The 16045-nt window shown below is 33.0% G+C and carries 16 protein-coding genes; all 16 read right to left on the bottom strand.

Going from position 1 to position 16045, the window contains the following annotated elements:
• Window positions 1–49 precede the first annotated feature (49 nt).
• The gene (locus tag B6S12_RS01395) at window positions 50–640 is read right to left on the bottom strand and encodes a hypothetical protein (protein ID WP_111229033.1); all 591 of its coding nucleotides are present in this window, start codon (window positions 638–640) and stop codon (window positions 50–52) included.
• Entirely contained in the window at window positions 594–1550 is a 957-nt protein-coding gene (locus B6S12_RS01390; protein WP_111229032.1) for a DNA sulfur modification protein DndB, read from the bottom strand. The genes B6S12_RS01395 and B6S12_RS01390 overlap by 47 nt, the downstream gene beginning before the upstream one ends.
• Before the next feature lie 11 nt (window positions 1551–1561).
• The gene (locus B6S12_RS01385) at window positions 1562–2221 is read right to left on the bottom strand and encodes a restriction endonuclease subunit S (protein ID WP_181450915.1); all 660 of its coding nucleotides are present in this window, start codon (window positions 2219–2221) and stop codon (window positions 1562–1564) included.
• Between the two features lie 50 nt (window positions 2222–2271).
• Window positions 2272–2892: a restriction endonuclease subunit S gene (locus B6S12_RS01380; protein WP_111229030.1), complete on the bottom strand. Its 621-nt coding sequence runs from the start codon at window positions 2890–2892 to the stop codon at window positions 2272–2274.
• 10 nt (window positions 2893–2902) lie between these two features.
• Complete coding sequence (gene fic / locus B6S12_RS01375) at window positions 2903–3433, bottom strand: protein adenylyltransferase Fic (RefSeq protein WP_220083638.1); 531 nt, start codon at window positions 3431–3433, stop codon at window positions 2903–2905.
• Window positions 3429–5693 carry a type I restriction-modification system subunit M gene (locus B6S12_RS01370; RefSeq protein ID WP_111229028.1) on the bottom strand — a complete coding sequence of 755 codons (2265 nt, stop codon included), beginning with the start codon at window positions 5691–5693 and terminating at the stop codon, window positions 3429–3431. Before B6S12_RS01370 ends, fic begins: the two co-directional genes overlap by 5 nt.
• A 9-nt stretch (window positions 5694–5702) precedes the next feature.
• Window positions 5703–6338: a hypothetical protein gene (locus B6S12_RS01365; RefSeq protein ID WP_111229027.1), complete on the bottom strand. Its 636-nt coding sequence runs from the start codon at window positions 6336–6338 to the stop codon at window positions 5703–5705.
• A gap of 99 nt (window positions 6339–6437) precedes the next feature.
• Window positions 6438–8321 carry a saccharopine dehydrogenase family protein gene (locus tag B6S12_RS01360; protein ID WP_111229026.1) on the bottom strand — a complete coding sequence of 628 codons (1884 nt, stop codon included), beginning with the start codon at window positions 8319–8321 and terminating at the stop codon, window positions 6438–6440.
• Between the two features lie 9 nt (window positions 8322–8330).
• On the bottom strand, window positions 8331–8813 hold the full coding sequence (locus B6S12_RS01355) for a FixH family protein (protein ID WP_111229025.1): 483 nt from the start codon (window positions 8811–8813) through the stop codon (window positions 8331–8333).
• Window positions 8814–8815: 2 nt separating this feature from the next.
• Window positions 8816–9403: a TPM domain-containing protein gene (locus B6S12_RS01350; RefSeq protein ID WP_111229024.1), complete on the bottom strand. Its 588-nt coding sequence runs from the start codon at window positions 9401–9403 to the stop codon at window positions 8816–8818.
• Window positions 9404–9516: 113 nt separating this feature from the next.
• Window positions 9517–9732, bottom strand: a complete 216-nt coding sequence (locus B6S12_RS01345; RefSeq protein ID WP_111229073.1) for a DUF4006 family protein — start codon at window positions 9730–9732, stop codon at window positions 9517–9519.
• 15 nt (window positions 9733–9747) lie between these two features.
• Window positions 9748–10629, bottom strand: a complete 882-nt coding sequence (locus tag B6S12_RS01340) for a c-type cytochrome (protein WP_111229023.1) — start codon at window positions 10627–10629, stop codon at window positions 9748–9750.
• A gap of 1 nt (window position 10630) precedes the next feature.
• Entirely contained in the window at window positions 10631–10846 is a 216-nt protein-coding gene (locus B6S12_RS01335; RefSeq protein ID WP_111229022.1) for a cytochrome c oxidase, cbb3-type, CcoQ subunit, read from the bottom strand.
• A 2-nt stretch (window positions 10847–10848) separates the two neighbouring features.
• On the bottom strand, window positions 10849–11532 hold the full coding sequence (gene ccoO / locus B6S12_RS01330) for a cytochrome-c oxidase, cbb3-type subunit II (protein ID WP_111229021.1): 684 nt from the start codon (window positions 11530–11532) through the stop codon (window positions 10849–10851).
• 12 nt (window positions 11533–11544) lie between these two features.
• Window positions 11545–13011, bottom strand: coding sequence for a cytochrome-c oxidase, cbb3-type subunit I (gene ccoN, locus B6S12_RS01325; protein ID WP_111229020.1), 1467 nt, complete (start codon window positions 13009–13011; stop codon window positions 11545–11547).
• A gap of 260 nt (window positions 13012–13271) precedes the next feature.
• Window positions 13272–16037, bottom strand: a complete 2766-nt coding sequence (gene ileS, locus B6S12_RS01320; RefSeq protein WP_111229019.1) for an isoleucine--tRNA ligase — start codon at window positions 16035–16037, stop codon at window positions 13272–13274.
• Between the last annotated feature and the right edge of the window lie 8 nt (window positions 16038–16045).

The raw sequence follows: 16045 nt of genomic DNA, 5'->3' as shown, positions 1-16045 counted from the left end.
TTAAAAAATTTACTCTTTTGATAGGTTAAGATTAATTGTAAAATAACTTTTATTTTATTGTGTGTCTAATATATCCTTTAAATTCTTGTTCTAATATTTTTTCTAAATCATTTTGATTAGTCCAAGATTGGCAATTATTAGTTCTTATATCAAAACTCTTATTTTCCAAATCTTTTTTTATTTTGCTTAAATGAGGTTGATTATTTGCAATTCCACTAAATTCATCCAAAGTTATTTCATGCCACTCTTTAGAATAGGCCAAAACAATATGTCTGCCTAATCCTTTTGCATAGCCATACTCAAAGAAGACATTTGCATTGTTTGTGCTTATATCAACTATCACTATATGGGAATTTTTTATATCATCAAAAATTTGTTGTGGAATATTTACATCGCTCTTTTGTTCCATTATTGGTGTTAATTTAAAATTCAATAAATCATTTTCGCCCTTAATCCTATGTATAACATTATTGATAGCACTTTTATAAATATCTATATATTTTTGATTAAACTCCATAGCCACAAAAATGTATCTTGTCTTCCCCACTTCTTCAATATATCTTATAAAAGATTCATATAAATCACTAAATTTCTCAAAATGCTCTATTTTGAAAATGTTTAAGGTTTTCTTTTGTTCCATCTGTATCTTTGCATTTTAGTCTTAAAAAGCATATAAAGCCCAATATAGAACAACTACAATTTTTCATTCCTTTGTAAATCCCAATGGATTCTTTAATAATATTTTCTAAGATTTTATTTTTACTATTATTTTTTAAAAGTTCTTTTGCAACTTTCATTAATATTTCTTTTTCTTTATCTTTAAAATCTTTCCAAGATTCTTTTGTTTTATTGAGCAAGTTTAGCAAAGCATCACTTTCTATAAATTCCTTTAGCTCTCCTTCATCTGCTTTAGTAACTATATCTAATGTCTTTATAGTATCTATAGGAAGTCCTGTAGAGTTTAATAAGTAAAAATACAAATGTTCATAAGAAAATTTTGAAGTTTTTGGTACCAAGATTATACAAAATGATAAATTTCTATTATTACCAATTTCACTTAATGCCTCTAAACGATGATTGCCATCTAAACGATATAGTTTTTCATTGTCCTTAAGATCCAAATAAGCCACACCCAATGCATCAATAATAGAAAGCATAAAAACATTTTTCTGATTGACATCCTTCATCTCCCATAATGGCCTAAAAGCTAAATTGTTTAGATCAATTTCCGGATTGTATTTATAAAGCAATGTAACTTCTGGAAAATAAATCTTATCTTCTTTACTTTTGATAAGATATTCTTTAATATCTCTTTTATGTTCCTTATTAATTGGTCTTTGAAATTCATTATTTGTCTTAGAAATACTAGCTAGAGTTTTAGCATCTGCAAAGCCTCTTAAGACTTGTATCCCACTATTTGAGTTCAATGGTTTGATTTTTTTATATTTATTTAAAGTTTTTGTGCTAATTGCTATTGGAAATCTATCGCTAACATTTTCAGTCTCTTTACACTCCCCTAAATATTGCAAAATCCCATAAAGCCTAATCATATCAATCCTTTTTAAGCCAGAATAAGTTCTTGTAATTCTCTATCTATACTGCTTTGTAAATTTTCTATCTTACTTTTATTTTCTTCTATAATTTTTTGTTTAGATTCTATATGCTTTACGATTTGTTTTTGAATCTCAAGTGGCGGGAGTGGGATAGATAAATTTTCCAAGAATGATTTAGGCACTCTTTGCTGACCTGCAGAGCCTTTAAAGTTTAGTTTAGCCTCTTCTATAACACTATTTAATCTTAAAAAGTGCAAAATAAATCTTATATCAACCTCATTCTTATTTTTTGCCCTCAAAACAAAAAATTCTGTCGAGCCAAAACCATTGCGATTAAGCAGATTATCAACTACAACCGATTTTTTATTTTGCATACAAGGCGTAATTTTAGCCCATAATAAATCACCATTTTGGAATTTAACAAAACCTTTGCTTTCTATTGCATTTCTTTCCTTTGAGGAATAATCAATACCATTACTTGAAACAGCCTCCATTGGCAAGAAACTCACTTTTTTATCATTTTGAATCAACGCTTTAAAATCCACATTAGGATTAATGAAACAAATATCATTAATTTTACTTAATTGATATTTATTGTTTGTCAGGGAGCAATCATTATAATTTTGATTATAAACCACATCCCAACGATCTAAGTTTTTAAACTCCACTACAAATACCTTTTGCTTTTTCTTCTCTTGCTTTCTTTCTAAGCCAAGTGCTATATATATATATATGCCTCTATCTCTTCTTTTAGTCTTTTTTCTTCATCTTGCAGAGCTTTGATTTTATCTTGGATATTTTTAATCTTTTCTACTATCTCTCTTTGAATCTCAAGCGGCGGAAGAGGGATTTGAAGTGTTTTAATAAAATTAAAGTTAGATTCTGTTTTTATTCCTTTGATTTTTTTTGTAGCTACATATTCTTGAAAACTTTTTTGTTTAAAAATTAACAACAAATATTCATTTACAACTATCTTGTTATTTACAATATATGGTTGATAATGAGTTGAAGCAAATGCTTTATCTATATTACAAAAAGCAACTGCCCCTTGATGAAAATTAATATTTGATACCAGCAAATCATTCTTATAAACAGCATACATATCCATTTTTGTTTTAAATTCTTTTCTGTATTCAACATGGGAAGTTTGAAATGGAATTTTTGCAACAATTGGCGTTATACCATCATATTCATTTTGCTTAATTCTTTCTTTTCTTGGCGTAAGAATATTTTCTAAGTATTCTAAGGCAAAATTTGTTTTTATGTTATGATTGCCCAAAAAATATCCAACATCCCAGCGATCCAAATCCTTAAACCATACCACTTCTATTTTGCTCAAAAATCACTCCTTAGCTTTCATAATAATAAGATTGCTCTATGCCTTTAAAAATCAGCAATTTATCATTAATTTTTTCGCTTAAATTTGGCTCTATTAATGTCCTTAATTCTAAATCATTGATAGGACTTCGCTCCATTGCCTGAAGATATTTATATTTGTCGATCTTTTGCCAATCTACAATACACCTTATTTGCTTTTTAAGTATCATATCAAGCCAGATTCTCATACTTCTGCCATTACCCTCTAAAAAGGGATGGGCGATATTCATCTCCACATATTTGGCAATAATCTCATTGAAATTATTTTGTGGCATTGTATCAATGACAATAAGGATTTCTTTAAGATATATGGCATTTGCAAAACGAAAATTGCCTTTTGAGATATTTTTCTCCCTGATTTTTCCTGCAAAATCATAGAGATTACAAAAAAGATGATAATGGATTTCTTGCAATCCTTTTGTAGTGCCAACCTCTATAGAATCTATTTTGCCACTTTCAAAGAGATTTTTGGCATTCTCTAGGCTCTTTTTATCTAGCTCAATCATGCTTAGCCCACTTAATATTATATGTTTGCAAGAAATCTTTAAAATGAGTTGCAATGCCTTTTTCTATAATAATTCTTTCATTACTCTTTTCATTTATCTCAACCTTATCTACTAACTCGTTTGGGATATTTTCTCCTGTCTCACCTGTGCTAGTGATACCAACAGCTTCAGCCTCTGCCATAAATATAGGATAGTTGAAGTCATTTTTTGCATTTTGCCACGCATTCTTAGCTATTTTTTCTTCTAAGTCTTTTAGCTCTTTTTTGGCTTGTTTTTTATCTTCAGCACTAAATTTAGCTTGCTTTTCTCCTTTTTGTTTGCGATAGCTTATGATTTCTTCTAGTTTTTGTAATTTTTCTTTATGATCGTCTCTTAGTATATTTTTATGATTTTCTAATAAGCTATTCCATTGATTGAGAGAATCTTCATCAAATTTTTGGATAAATAAAATAGAACATTTTACACTTGCTTTTGAGCTAGTAAATGTCTCTTGTGGCAAGGATATAACCGCTCTTACAAAAGCTCTGCCTTCTACAAATTTTCGCACATAAAGAGCATTTGGCGTATTAAATACACCTTCTGGCAAAACTATCCCTAATCTTCCATTTGGCTTTAATAAATCTAGGCAACGATTGATAAAAAGATGCTCTGTTTTATTGCTTTCTAAATTTTCTTTTAACTCAAAAAGCGAAGCTATGGGCTTGCCGATATTATCTAGTATTTTTCTTTGAGCATTTTGATAGGTTTCTGTGCCATATCTTTGATAATATTCTTCAATGTAGTCTTCATAGCCTTTTCTTGGCTTTAGATTCTCGCCTCTAAATTCAAGCTGAGAATCTGTATTTTGCACTAGATCTGCTTTTTCCACTTGTGAGCCAAATGGAGGATTTGTAAGAATGATATCAAAGCGATTTTCAAAAACGCCATTGATATTTAAAAGTCCATTATGATGATGAATGCCACCATGTCCATCACCATGCATAATCATATTCATCTTAGAAGTTCTTGCCATTCTTTCATTGGCATCTACGCCATAAATACAGAAATTTGACAATTTATAAAGTCTTGAATTGGGATTTTCAATATTAATTTCTAAATCTTTTTGCAATTCTTTGAATTTATTAGCCAACTTTTTGGCTTCTTCTTCTGTGATTTTTTCTTTATCTTTATCGCCTAGAAGCTCTTTTTTATAAGATTCATATTTACTAATAATATCTTGTTGGATATGCTCTCTGACTTTGCTAAAGATTCTAATCAAAAATCCACCGCTACCACTTGCAGGATCGCAAGCAATTTCACCTTCTTTTGGCTCTATCATATCCACCATAAAATCAACTATGCTTCTAGGGGTGAAAAACTGCCCTATCTCCCCGCGAAAAGTCCTGCCCAAAAAGCGTTCAAACGCAATTCCTTTTATATCTGTGGAAGTGATTGAGAGATTGTATTTTTGAAGCTCTTCAATGATTTTTAAAATAGTATGCTCTTTGAGATTGATTTTCTCATCTGCTAAAAATATTTGATCTTTAGCAAACTCTTTTTTGGCTTCTTCAAAATAATTTTCAATGGGTTTAGCATTATAATTTCTTGCTTCTTGTAGCCATTCTAAATTAAACTTTTTATTTTCACCTTTTAATAGAGTGCGTTCAACATACACTTTCATAAATAAAATTTTAGCAATCTCATCAAAGGCAGCAGCTGGATCAAGCTTGTCAATATTCCTTATGATATTATGGCAACGATGAAGCAGTGCGGCAAACTCATCCTCTTTAAAGGCTACTAGGTCATTATAAAGCTTGTCTATATCTTTTTCATTGGCGTTGTTTGCAGGGATATTTGAGATTTCTTGTCTGTATCCGGGCATTTTGTCTTTTTTAATCCGCCAAAATCTTGTTTCATAACTATTATGAGTTACAAAAAAAGGTGCATTAACAATTCTTGCATAACTTTCACCCTGCATATAATCATCTTCTTTGATGTGGATAGAATCTGCTTTGCATTCTATGATGATAAAGGGCGGCTTTTTATCTTGTTTATCTTTAATACTTTTCCAAATGACAATATCAGCCCTGACACTTCCCTTGCCTTCTTTTACCTTAACTTCTTCATCCATTTGCTCTAGTGTGTAATGATAATTATTGACAAGCGTGCAGACAAAATTTTGTCTCACCTGCTCTTCTGGCGTGGCAACTAAATATTTTTTGCGTATATGCGAATAAATTTTGTCATTTTTATATTGCAAGGTGATTTGACAGGGCATGTTGATTCCTTATAGTTTTTCATACTTAATACAATTTGATTGAAGTAGTTTTATTTTAAAAGGCAGTAAGAATTCCTCATCTTGCTTGTGCGTATTAATGCTTCCAATTATTACTATATTATACATCGCATTATTGTCTATATCGTTTGGTATATTATTTTTAAAATAAATTTGAAATTTCTTTTTTCCATTTATATATAACCTCAAATAAGCATATTGATGGGCTTCTTTATTTCCAATCAATAAATTAAGCGTTACTTTACCATAAAATGCATAAATATTGCCTATATCCTCTAAAGAAAAAAATGAATTTAAACTTTTTTTCTTTAAAACTTGCATTGTTCTTATATTGTCTTGTGAATGATGATGTTCAATAGATAATGGGTTTATCGTGGTTGAATTTCCTTGCGATATAGCTTGAGTATTATTTTTATGACAAAGATAACGCATTATGGAATCTAATTTGTCTTGTATTTGTTTGTCATTAAGTGTTTTTATAAAATCTTGTGCAACTTGATTACTTACAGGCTCATAGTTATAATAACAATCTGCATTATGGGATGAATTTCTCTTTGTTCGAAGATGTGGTGTATTAACACTTGATACAAAATACAGCTCTGCTAAATGGCACTCTGGACAAAACATATCATTAGAATAATTATTAATGATATATTCTTTTTCTAGCCTATCAATCGCTATAAACTTATTTTCACTTTTTGAATAAATCCATCATATTTAAGACTATCATTCATTGTTTCTCCCATCCTCTAGCACTTTTTTCTCTCCATTAGAATCTATCTCACATACCACATAAGGGAGTCCTTGCTTGTTTAGCTCTGCCATAAAGGGATCAGGGTCGTTTTGCTCCATGTTCCAAACCCCACCACACGGCACATTTGAGCGATAAATTACAGATTCTGCGTCGCTCATTTGGTCATTACCCTTTTGGTAACTCCCTGCATTCACTCCTTGAAAGCTACAATTTCTCATCTCAACTGCTTGTGTGCTATTTTTGCCATTGTTTTGTGCATAAAGCTCTGCGCCATTATCAATCCCTTGATATTCTCCACCCTTTGGCATATCTTTGTTTTGCTCTAGGCGAGTTTTGTTAAAAGCTTCTATACTAGAATCGCTTAATGTATTGCAAGAATGGATATTTTGTGTGAGATTTGTAGGTTGTGTAGATAAATCCGATTGAGATAAGGTATCTTGCCTATTGATTGAGGATTTATCAAGCTCCTGCAAAGATTGCACAAAAGATACATTCTTTGGCGTATTTATCCCCCATTTGCCTTCAACTATCAGCTTTGCTCCAATCATCGCAGGCACGCCCGTAGTATAACTCACACCTTGCGCATTAACTTCCTCAAAGCATTTTTCATGATCGCAAATATTATAAATATAGATTGTCCTCTCTTTGCCATCTTTTTTGCCTTTGATATAGCAGCCAATGTGTGTTTGCCCTTTGGTTCTAGGAGCTAAAGATGCAGGGTCAGGTAAAAGCGTCTTTAGCACTTGGATAGGCACGATTTTTTGTCCATTATGCTCAATCTCATCTACACGCAAGAATCCGATGTTTTCTAGGCATTTCATATGCGTGAGATAAGATTCTCCAAAAGTCATAAAAAAGCGGATTCGCTTTAGCCCTCTGATATTTCTAATAAGCGATTCTAGCTCCTCATGATAAAGTAGATAGCTATTTTTTACGCCCACTTCTGGATATTCCCACTCTTTCATTAAATCAAGTGGAGCGACATCCCTCCATTCTCCACCAAAATAACTCTCATTTTTTAGGCGCGTTGCCTCTCTGGTGATTTTAGCAGAATCTGCACTGGTGGCTTGCTCATTTAGGTTTGCTAAACTCCCTTCGCCACCACCTTGATAACTACTAAAATCCCCTAGAGATGCTTCCGCTCTTGCACTTTCCTTCTTGGCTACTTCTGCTTCCCAATGTCGCTCCTCTCTTTCAAACTTACGATAAATAGTATCTTTTTTAAGGTCTGAATTTAGTGATAGATTCTCATCTTTTACCCAAAATCTAGCCTTAGAGCTCACCTCTCGCAAATTAATCTCTGGATTAAAGTTCGTAGCAAACGCATAGCCATGATCCCCTGCATTGCAATCTAGTATATCAATAGATTCTATCTCATCAAAATAATGCTTCTGTGCATACGCACAAAATACATTGGTAACTCCTGGATCAAAGCCACTGCCTAAAAGAGCGAAGATTCCTGCTTCTTTATAGCGTGTATCATACGCCCATTGTTCTTTATACTCAAAGTGTGCATTATCTGGGTGCTCATAATTTGCTGTATCTAAATAATGTGTTTTTGTTCTAAGGCATGCTTCCATAATCGCTAAATCTTGATAAGGTAATGCTACATTTACAACAAGCTTTGGCTGATATTTCTCAATCAAAGCCACTATAGAATCCACATTATCCGCATCTACACTCTCGCAAATAATCTCACCCAAGCCTTTAGAGCGGATAGAATCTGCAATTGCCTCACATTTAGAAAGTGTGCGAGAAGCAAGGATAATTTTAGAAAAAACCTCTCTATTCATCGCCATTTTATGCGCTACTACGCCACCTACACCACCTGCCCCAATTTGTAAAACACAAGCCATTCTTACTCCTTATTTTACTTGATATTCTTTTGTGATACAAATATAATCTTCATTAATTCTAATGAGTGCTTGAGCCTCCCATTTTCCTAAATTTTCCACTGCAAAATCTTTACTCTCATATAACCCATCTACAAGCTCTGCCATTCCTAATTCCTTATCTTCTTTAGCAGTATGAGGACGCGTCAAGAAAAAATCCACTTTTGCATCTTGAACAATTTTATTATCCTTATTTTTTACCCTTACAAAGAGTCTTTTAAATTCTTCTTTGGTGGGCTCTATTTTGCCTTCAAAATCCACATTATATTTTTGTAAAAATTGACTTTTAGCAACCATAATTTCATTATTTTTTTCATCAAATTCTTGTGGCTTCCAACCACATATTGTAGTATATTCCACGGGATTTCCCAAAGCCATTTTTAAAGTAAGAATAATCATTCCCACTACAACCATAGCAAGCATAAAAATGCCTAAAGGCCAATAATTTCTTTTCATTATTATTTTCTCCTCAAATACACAAATAAAAACAAAACAAGCAAAACAAACATCATTACATAAAGTGTCATTCTAGTAGCAATCTGCACACCTTTATTTTGCTTTGGAAAATTATGTTCTAATTCTATTTTATGAAATTCAGCTATCCTATCTGCAATATCCACAAAACCATTAAGCAAAAATGCAGAAATATTTTGCTGTGTTAGCTCCTCATCTTTAAGAGGGATTAAAGGCACTATGTAATCCCAATACACCGCACGCTTATCAAACATTGTTTCTACACTTTTGGAAGTTATTATATCAATCTTCTTATTATTCTTAACAAAAAACAATACCAAATAAGGCTCTTTCAACCCTTTAGTGTAAGTTTGTTCTCTCTCTTGAAGACTCATATCTCCTAAATCCTCAAGAGCGACAACATACATCCTTACACCACTTTTCTCATAAACCTCTAAAGATAATATCTCCATAAAATCTGTAGTTTTTTCTACAAGTATTCCTTGGTTATCTAAAACAAAGGATTTAGCGTTTAAGCTCACGCTAAAAATCCATAGGGATAAAATCCCTATAATGATTTTAAAGCTCCTCATTAGCCCAAATATAAAAGCATATCTGGAATAAAAACAACAGCGATTGATACAAGTGCAATCACAACATTTGCAATAAAAAGTATTTTTTCTAAACCACTATATTTAATCATAGACTACTCCTTGGTTGCAGCTTTTACATCTTGAAAATGTTTTTTATTTTCTGTGCTAATTTTTTTAATGTTATTAATATCTTCAATAACATAAGGATTAAGTGCTTGTGTATGCTGTGTCATCACAGCCTTATAACCTAACCCAAACACAACTGAAAGCAATAAAACAACTGCTATAATGTAGCCTCCAAGTCCATTCAAACCAAATAAACCATTCATAGACACAAACCTCCCTTAATTTTCATTAGAATAAATAAAATGTGCTAGAGCTTTCTTTTGCGTATCTGTTAGCATTTGATTTTTAAAAGATGGCATTGTTCCAATATGTCCCTTTTTCCCTTTTTCTAACACTTCTACTACAAAATCTGGTGTTCCATATTTTGTTAAATCAGGCGCCATTCCTCCCATACCTTTTCCATCTTCTCCATGGCAGGCATTACAAGTTGCAGCCATATAAAGCTCTTTGCCTTTACTTACTAACTCAGGATATTTGGTCTTTTTAGCTTCTGAAAGCTCACCCATTACATAAGCAGCTACTGCTTTCTTATCTTCATCATTATTAAGCACTCCTGGGGCTACTTCACTAATTGGCAACATATCGCCTAGCATATAGCCTAATCCTTTGCTACCATTGTTAATAGTATTAATAATACCTTCTTCTTTACCCCAATCTACCAAGTTTGCTGCTATTCCATTATTACCCTCTGTAGTAATTCCATGGCATTGTGAGCATTGCACTAAAAAGATGTTTTGCCCCATCTTCTTTAAAGTATCTTCATCAATATTAGCCCACTTGCTTTCAAATCTTGCGTTTTGAGCTTTAATATCTTCATTATATTCTCCAATTTGAGAATAAGAATTGAGAGGATAACCTACAAACCAATACCATAATGCCCAAATAATTAGCACTAAATAGGTTACACCCCAACCAATAGGAATATCATTTTTAAATTCTCTAATGCCATCCCACTCTTCTTCTGTCAGCTCTCCTTCTGCTTTGCTATCTTTCATCTTTTTGATATAGTTACCTGCTACAAAGATAGTCAAAGCCAAAATAGCAATAGCACCTATCAAGGTAATTTGATTAATGCTATCGCTTAAGTTTAACCATTCCATTTTAGCTCTCCTTCTTTTCTTTTTTATTTCGTGCTTCTATTAGAGTATCACCCAAATCATCATCTAAAGCCAATCTTGAATACTTTTCATAATCTACTTTACCGCTCCTTTGGTTTTTATACAAATGATAGATATATCCATAAAGAAAAACCACCAAAACAATTGTTAAAAACCAATAAATATAACCTTGTAATACCCTTATAGTTTCATATTCCACGATTAATTTGCCCTTCTTTTTTGACCTAAGCTATTCAAATAAGCAATCAATGCAACAATTTGCTTGATTTCGCCTTTTTCTAAAGCTTCTTTAATTTTTGGATCTTTCATATCTGCTGCTAAAAGTTTAGCTTCTGCTAAGATTTCCTCTCTAGCTGTATTTAAATCACCCAATTTTGGATTATTTTCCACATCATAAGGCATTCCAAAAACTTTCTTTTGTGTGTAAGCTTCTGCATAGGCAGTATCCACATCCACATTCTTTTCATATAAATGCGTATATGCTGGCATAATAGAACCTGGCACAACAGTTGATGGGCTTAACATATGCTCTTCATGCCAATCTGTTGTTCTTACATCTCCTACACGGTGTAAATCAGGCCCTGTTCTTTTAGAACCCCACAAAAATGGTCTATCATAAGCATACTCACCACTCAAACTTCTAGAACCATAACGACTAGTATCTTCTTTTAGAGGACGAATAAGCTGTGAATGACAAGTATTGCACCCCTCTGCAATATAAATCTGTCTTCCTGCAGTTTCTAAAAGCGTATAAGGCTTAAGATTTTCTGTAGGACGAGATGCTTTTGCAAAATCTGGTAGTAGCTCTACAAGCCCCGCAATTGAAAACACTAACAAAAATGCTACCGTAAAGAAAAACGGATTTCTTTCTAACCAATGAAACATATAAACCCTCCTTTACGCTGCCATTGGAGTTGCATAATTTGGCTCTTTTTCAAGCTCTCTACTTGCAACAATGGTCATAATAATATTATAAGTAAAGATAATAAATCCTAACAAATACAACGCCCCACCAATAGCTCTAATTGTGTAATATGGGAACAATACAGTTACAGTATCAATAAATGAATAAGCCAAGCTTCCAAATTCATCTGTAGCTCTCCACATCATACCCTGTGTAATACCTGCAATCCACATACTTGAGAAATAAAGGATAATAGCGATAGTTTGAATCCAAAATTGGATTTCCACAAGTTTTTTAGAGTAAAGCTCACGCTTAAATAGACGCGGTGTCATATGATAACAAGCAGCAATAATTGTGAATCCAACCCAACCTAAAGCAGCATCATGAACATGCCCAACAATCCAATCTGTAAAGTGTGCAAGTGCATTTACGGATTTAATAGATTGAATAGGTCCCTCTAGTGTTGCTAACATATACCAAGTTGATGCTAAAGTCAAAAACTTAATAAGAGGCGATTCTTTTAATTGATGCCATTGCCCTTTCATTGTAAGAAGCATATTCACAGCTGTTCCCCAAGATGGCAAAATTAATACAACAGAGAAAATTGAACCCATTGTTTGCATCCAATCTGGAACAGTAGAATAAATAAGGTGGTGACTTCCCGCCCAAATATAAACAAACATCAATCCCCAGAATGAAAATAGCGTAAGCTTATAAGAGAAAATAGGTTGTCCTGATTCTTTAGGTAAGAAATAATAAATAATCCCAATAATCCCTGAAGTGAATACAAAAGCAACTGCATTGTGTCCAAACCACCATTGCACCATTGCATCATTTGTTCCAGCATAAAGCGAAATAGAATGGAAAAATGATCCCACACCTGACACTAAATAAGTAGGAATTGAAAGGTTGTTAAAAATATAAAGTGCAGAAATAGCTACAAAAGTAGCAATAAAATACCAAAGGCTAATATAAATTGTCTGCTCCCTTCTTACTCCCATAGAGCCAAAAAGACTAATCCCCCAAAGCACCCAAACAACAACTACAAGTAAATCTAATGGCCAAACAAGCTCGGAATACTCTTTAGATTGACTAAGTCCTGCAAAAAGACTTACAACTGCCAAAGCCATTAAAATAATATAAAGTATAAAGTGCAAATAACCAATAAATTTTAAAAATGGATATTCATGATAAGAGATTTTTAGGGTTCTTTGTCCCAAATAATACCAAGCTGCCCAAATACCACTTAATGTAAATCCATAGATAATTCCATTAGTATGCAAAGGTCTAAGCCTACCAAAAGTTCCAAATTCGCCAGCTAAATGGTTAAGTGATGGGAATGCCATTTGAAATGCAACCACAACCCCTAACAACATGCCAACAATACCAAATGCGATTGTTGCAAAAAGAAATAATTTTGCAATAGAATAATCATACTCTAACGCAGAATTTGCCTGCATATACGCTCCTTCTTTACTAAAGATTTCCCTTTTTCTTTTAGAGAACCCCAAATTTTACTACAAAGAGCATAACCACAAGCTTAAAAAAATAACAAACGATAAACAAAAACTATTTTTTTGAATTATGTTTTATTTTTTATTCTCATTTTAAGCAAAAAATAAAACAATGCTATCAAAAAAGTAACAACAAAGATACTTATCCAAGTTTCATCTAAGCCCACAGGCTTAGTCAAATCAAAAAAGTCTTCCACACTATCCCTCTATTTTAAAACCTCTTGACATCTAGCACACAATTCCTCTTCAGCTTGTGAAGTAAATTGCCAACATCTTGGGCATTTTTTACCCATTGCTTTTAAAATTTTATATTCCTTACCCTCTACACTAAAAGTCGCTAGAACTTCATTTGTAGGCTCTTTATGGATAGCACTTACCATAAGCCATAAATTTAATGCTTCAAATTTAGAAATCTCCTCATCTAGCACCATTAAATCCACTTCTAGCGTAGATTTAATCTTGCCTTCTTTTTTCAAAAGATCAATCTGCTCTAAAAAAGCACCTCTAAGATTTAAAAGCTTTTCAAAATCTATTTTAGGAGATGGAAAATGTGGCATAGGTAAATATAAAATTTCAAACACATCGCCCTCTTTAGCACCACAACTCTCCATTAAAGCCTTAGAGTTGTTATGTTCTAAAGCCTCATTAATAGTGTAAGTTAAAATAGGAGCTAAAAGTGCAAAGATTCTTCCACTAATGATTGCCATAGCACTTCTACTTGCTTCTCTAATTTTGCTTCCTTTAGCATTGCAATACAAATTATCTTTGCATAAATCCAAATAAATTCCACTAAGCTCTGTGGTAATAAAGAAAATAAGTTCTTGCAAACCTTTAGAAAATTCATATTCACTAAAAAGTTTATTAACATTCAAAAAGCAATTTCTAGCACGCTCTAAAATCCACAAATCTATCTGACTGAAATTTTCTATATCAAGCTTATCTAATCCCTCAACATTTGCAAGCAAAAACCTAATAGTATTACGAATCTTTCTGTAAGTTTCGCCTACTTGCTTCAAAATATTTTGTGAAATTCTTTGATCATTTTGAAAATCGCTCATGGCAACCCAAAGCCTTAAAATCTCACTTCCAAATTCCTTTAATACATCCTTTGGAGCTATCACATTTCCTTTGGATTTACTCATCTTATTGCCATTCCCATCCATAGTAAATCCATGGGTTAAAATACTTTTATAAGGAGCTTTTTCATTAATTGCACAACTTACAAGCAAAGAACTATGAAACCATCCTCTGTGCTGATCGCTTCCTTCTAAATACATAGAAGCAGGATAGCCTCCACTTCTATATCTTCCGCTTTGTAAAACCGCTTTCCAAGTGCTTCCACTATCAAACCATACATCTAAAATATGATGCACTTTTTCAAAATGCTCCGCATCACTGGAATATTTAGGTGCTAAAAGTTCTTTAACCTCTTTACTCCACCATGCATCACAACCCTCTTTTTCAAAAATATCTGCAACATATTGAAGCGCTTCCTCTTCTAATAATACCTCTCCACTTCGCCTATCTTTAAAAAAGGCAATAGGCACCCCCCAATCTCTTTGTCTTGAAATGCACCAATCTGGACGATTTTCAATCATAGAACGGATTCTTCTTCTCCCATGCTCTGGATAAAATCTTGTATTATCAATCTCGCTTAATGCAACCTCTCTTAAGGTTTTCCCCTCTTTAGTATAAGGCTCATCCATCATAATAAACCATTGCTGTGTTGCCCTAAAAATAATGGGTTGATGCGAACGCCAGCAATGCGGATAGGAATGCCTGATTTTACTATGGTGCAAAAGATGAGAGCCCAAAAGCTCAAAAATTCTTGCATGTGTATCAAAAACAAATTGTCCCACAAATTCACTAGGATTAAAGAATAGCCCCTCTTTAATAAGAGTATCATCATATCTACCATAATCATCTACAGGCATCAAAAGAGGCAAATTATATTTTAACCCCACAAAATAGTCATCTTCACCATGTCCTGGTGCTGTATGCACACAACCACTTCCATCACCAACTCCAACATGATCTCCCAAGATGATTTTAGAATCTCTACCATTTAAAGGATTTGTGGCATGAGTATTCTCCAAAAGAGAACCTTTAAAAGTCTTTAAAATCTCTTGTTCTACAATTCCTAAAGCACAAAGCTTCTCAACTTGCGAAGCCATAATAATCTTACCATCTTTTGTAAGGGCATAATCTTCTGTTGGACTTAGTGCAATCCCGCTATTTGCTGGCAATGTCCAAGGAGTAGTCGTCCAAATCACACATGATACTTCCCCTTCTATCCCCAATGCTTTTAGTGCATCTTCTTGTAAAGGAAAACTTACATAAACAGAATCGCTTTCTTTTTCTTCATACTCCACTTCTGCTTCTGCAAGTGCAGTTTGACAAGCCCAACTCCAATAAACTGGTTTGCTACGCTCTTTTAAAAGTCCTTTTTTAGCAATTTCACACAAAGCCTTATAAATCTCTGCTTCAAAAGCAAACTCCATAGTTCTATAAGGGTTTTCAAAATCTCCTAAAATTCCAAGTTCTAAAAATTCATTTTTTTGGATTTCTACAAACTCTTGTGCATGCTTTCTACATAATTCTCTAATTTTTGTTTTTGGTAAAATTTCTTTTTTTTCTTTGCCAATCTTTTTTTCTACCTGCTGTTCTATAGGCAATCCATGGCAATCCCAACCTGGAGTATAGTTGATTTTCTCCCCTTGAAAATAATGGTATTTTATAATCATATCTTTAAGAATTTTATTTAAAGCATGTCCTATATGTAAATGCCCATTCGCATAAGGAGGTCCATCATGCAAACAAAAACTTGCTGTTGCATTTTCTCTATTTTTCAAAATTCTCTCATAAAGAGAACTATTTTTCCATTTTTCATAAGTTTTAGGCTCATTTGCAGGTAAATTTCCACGCATAGGAAAACTTGTATTAGGCAATATTAAAGTATCTTTGTAATCCATTTCCTCTT

Origin of the sequence: Helicobacter valdiviensis (genome assembly GCF_003245365.1) — a bacterium.
Classification (GTDB): domain Bacteria; phylum Campylobacterota; class Campylobacteria; order Campylobacterales; family Helicobacteraceae; genus Helicobacter_D; species Helicobacter_D valdiviensis.
Note: the sequence above shows the minus strand (reverse complement) of the source record. Positions and strands in the feature narration are given on the sequence as shown.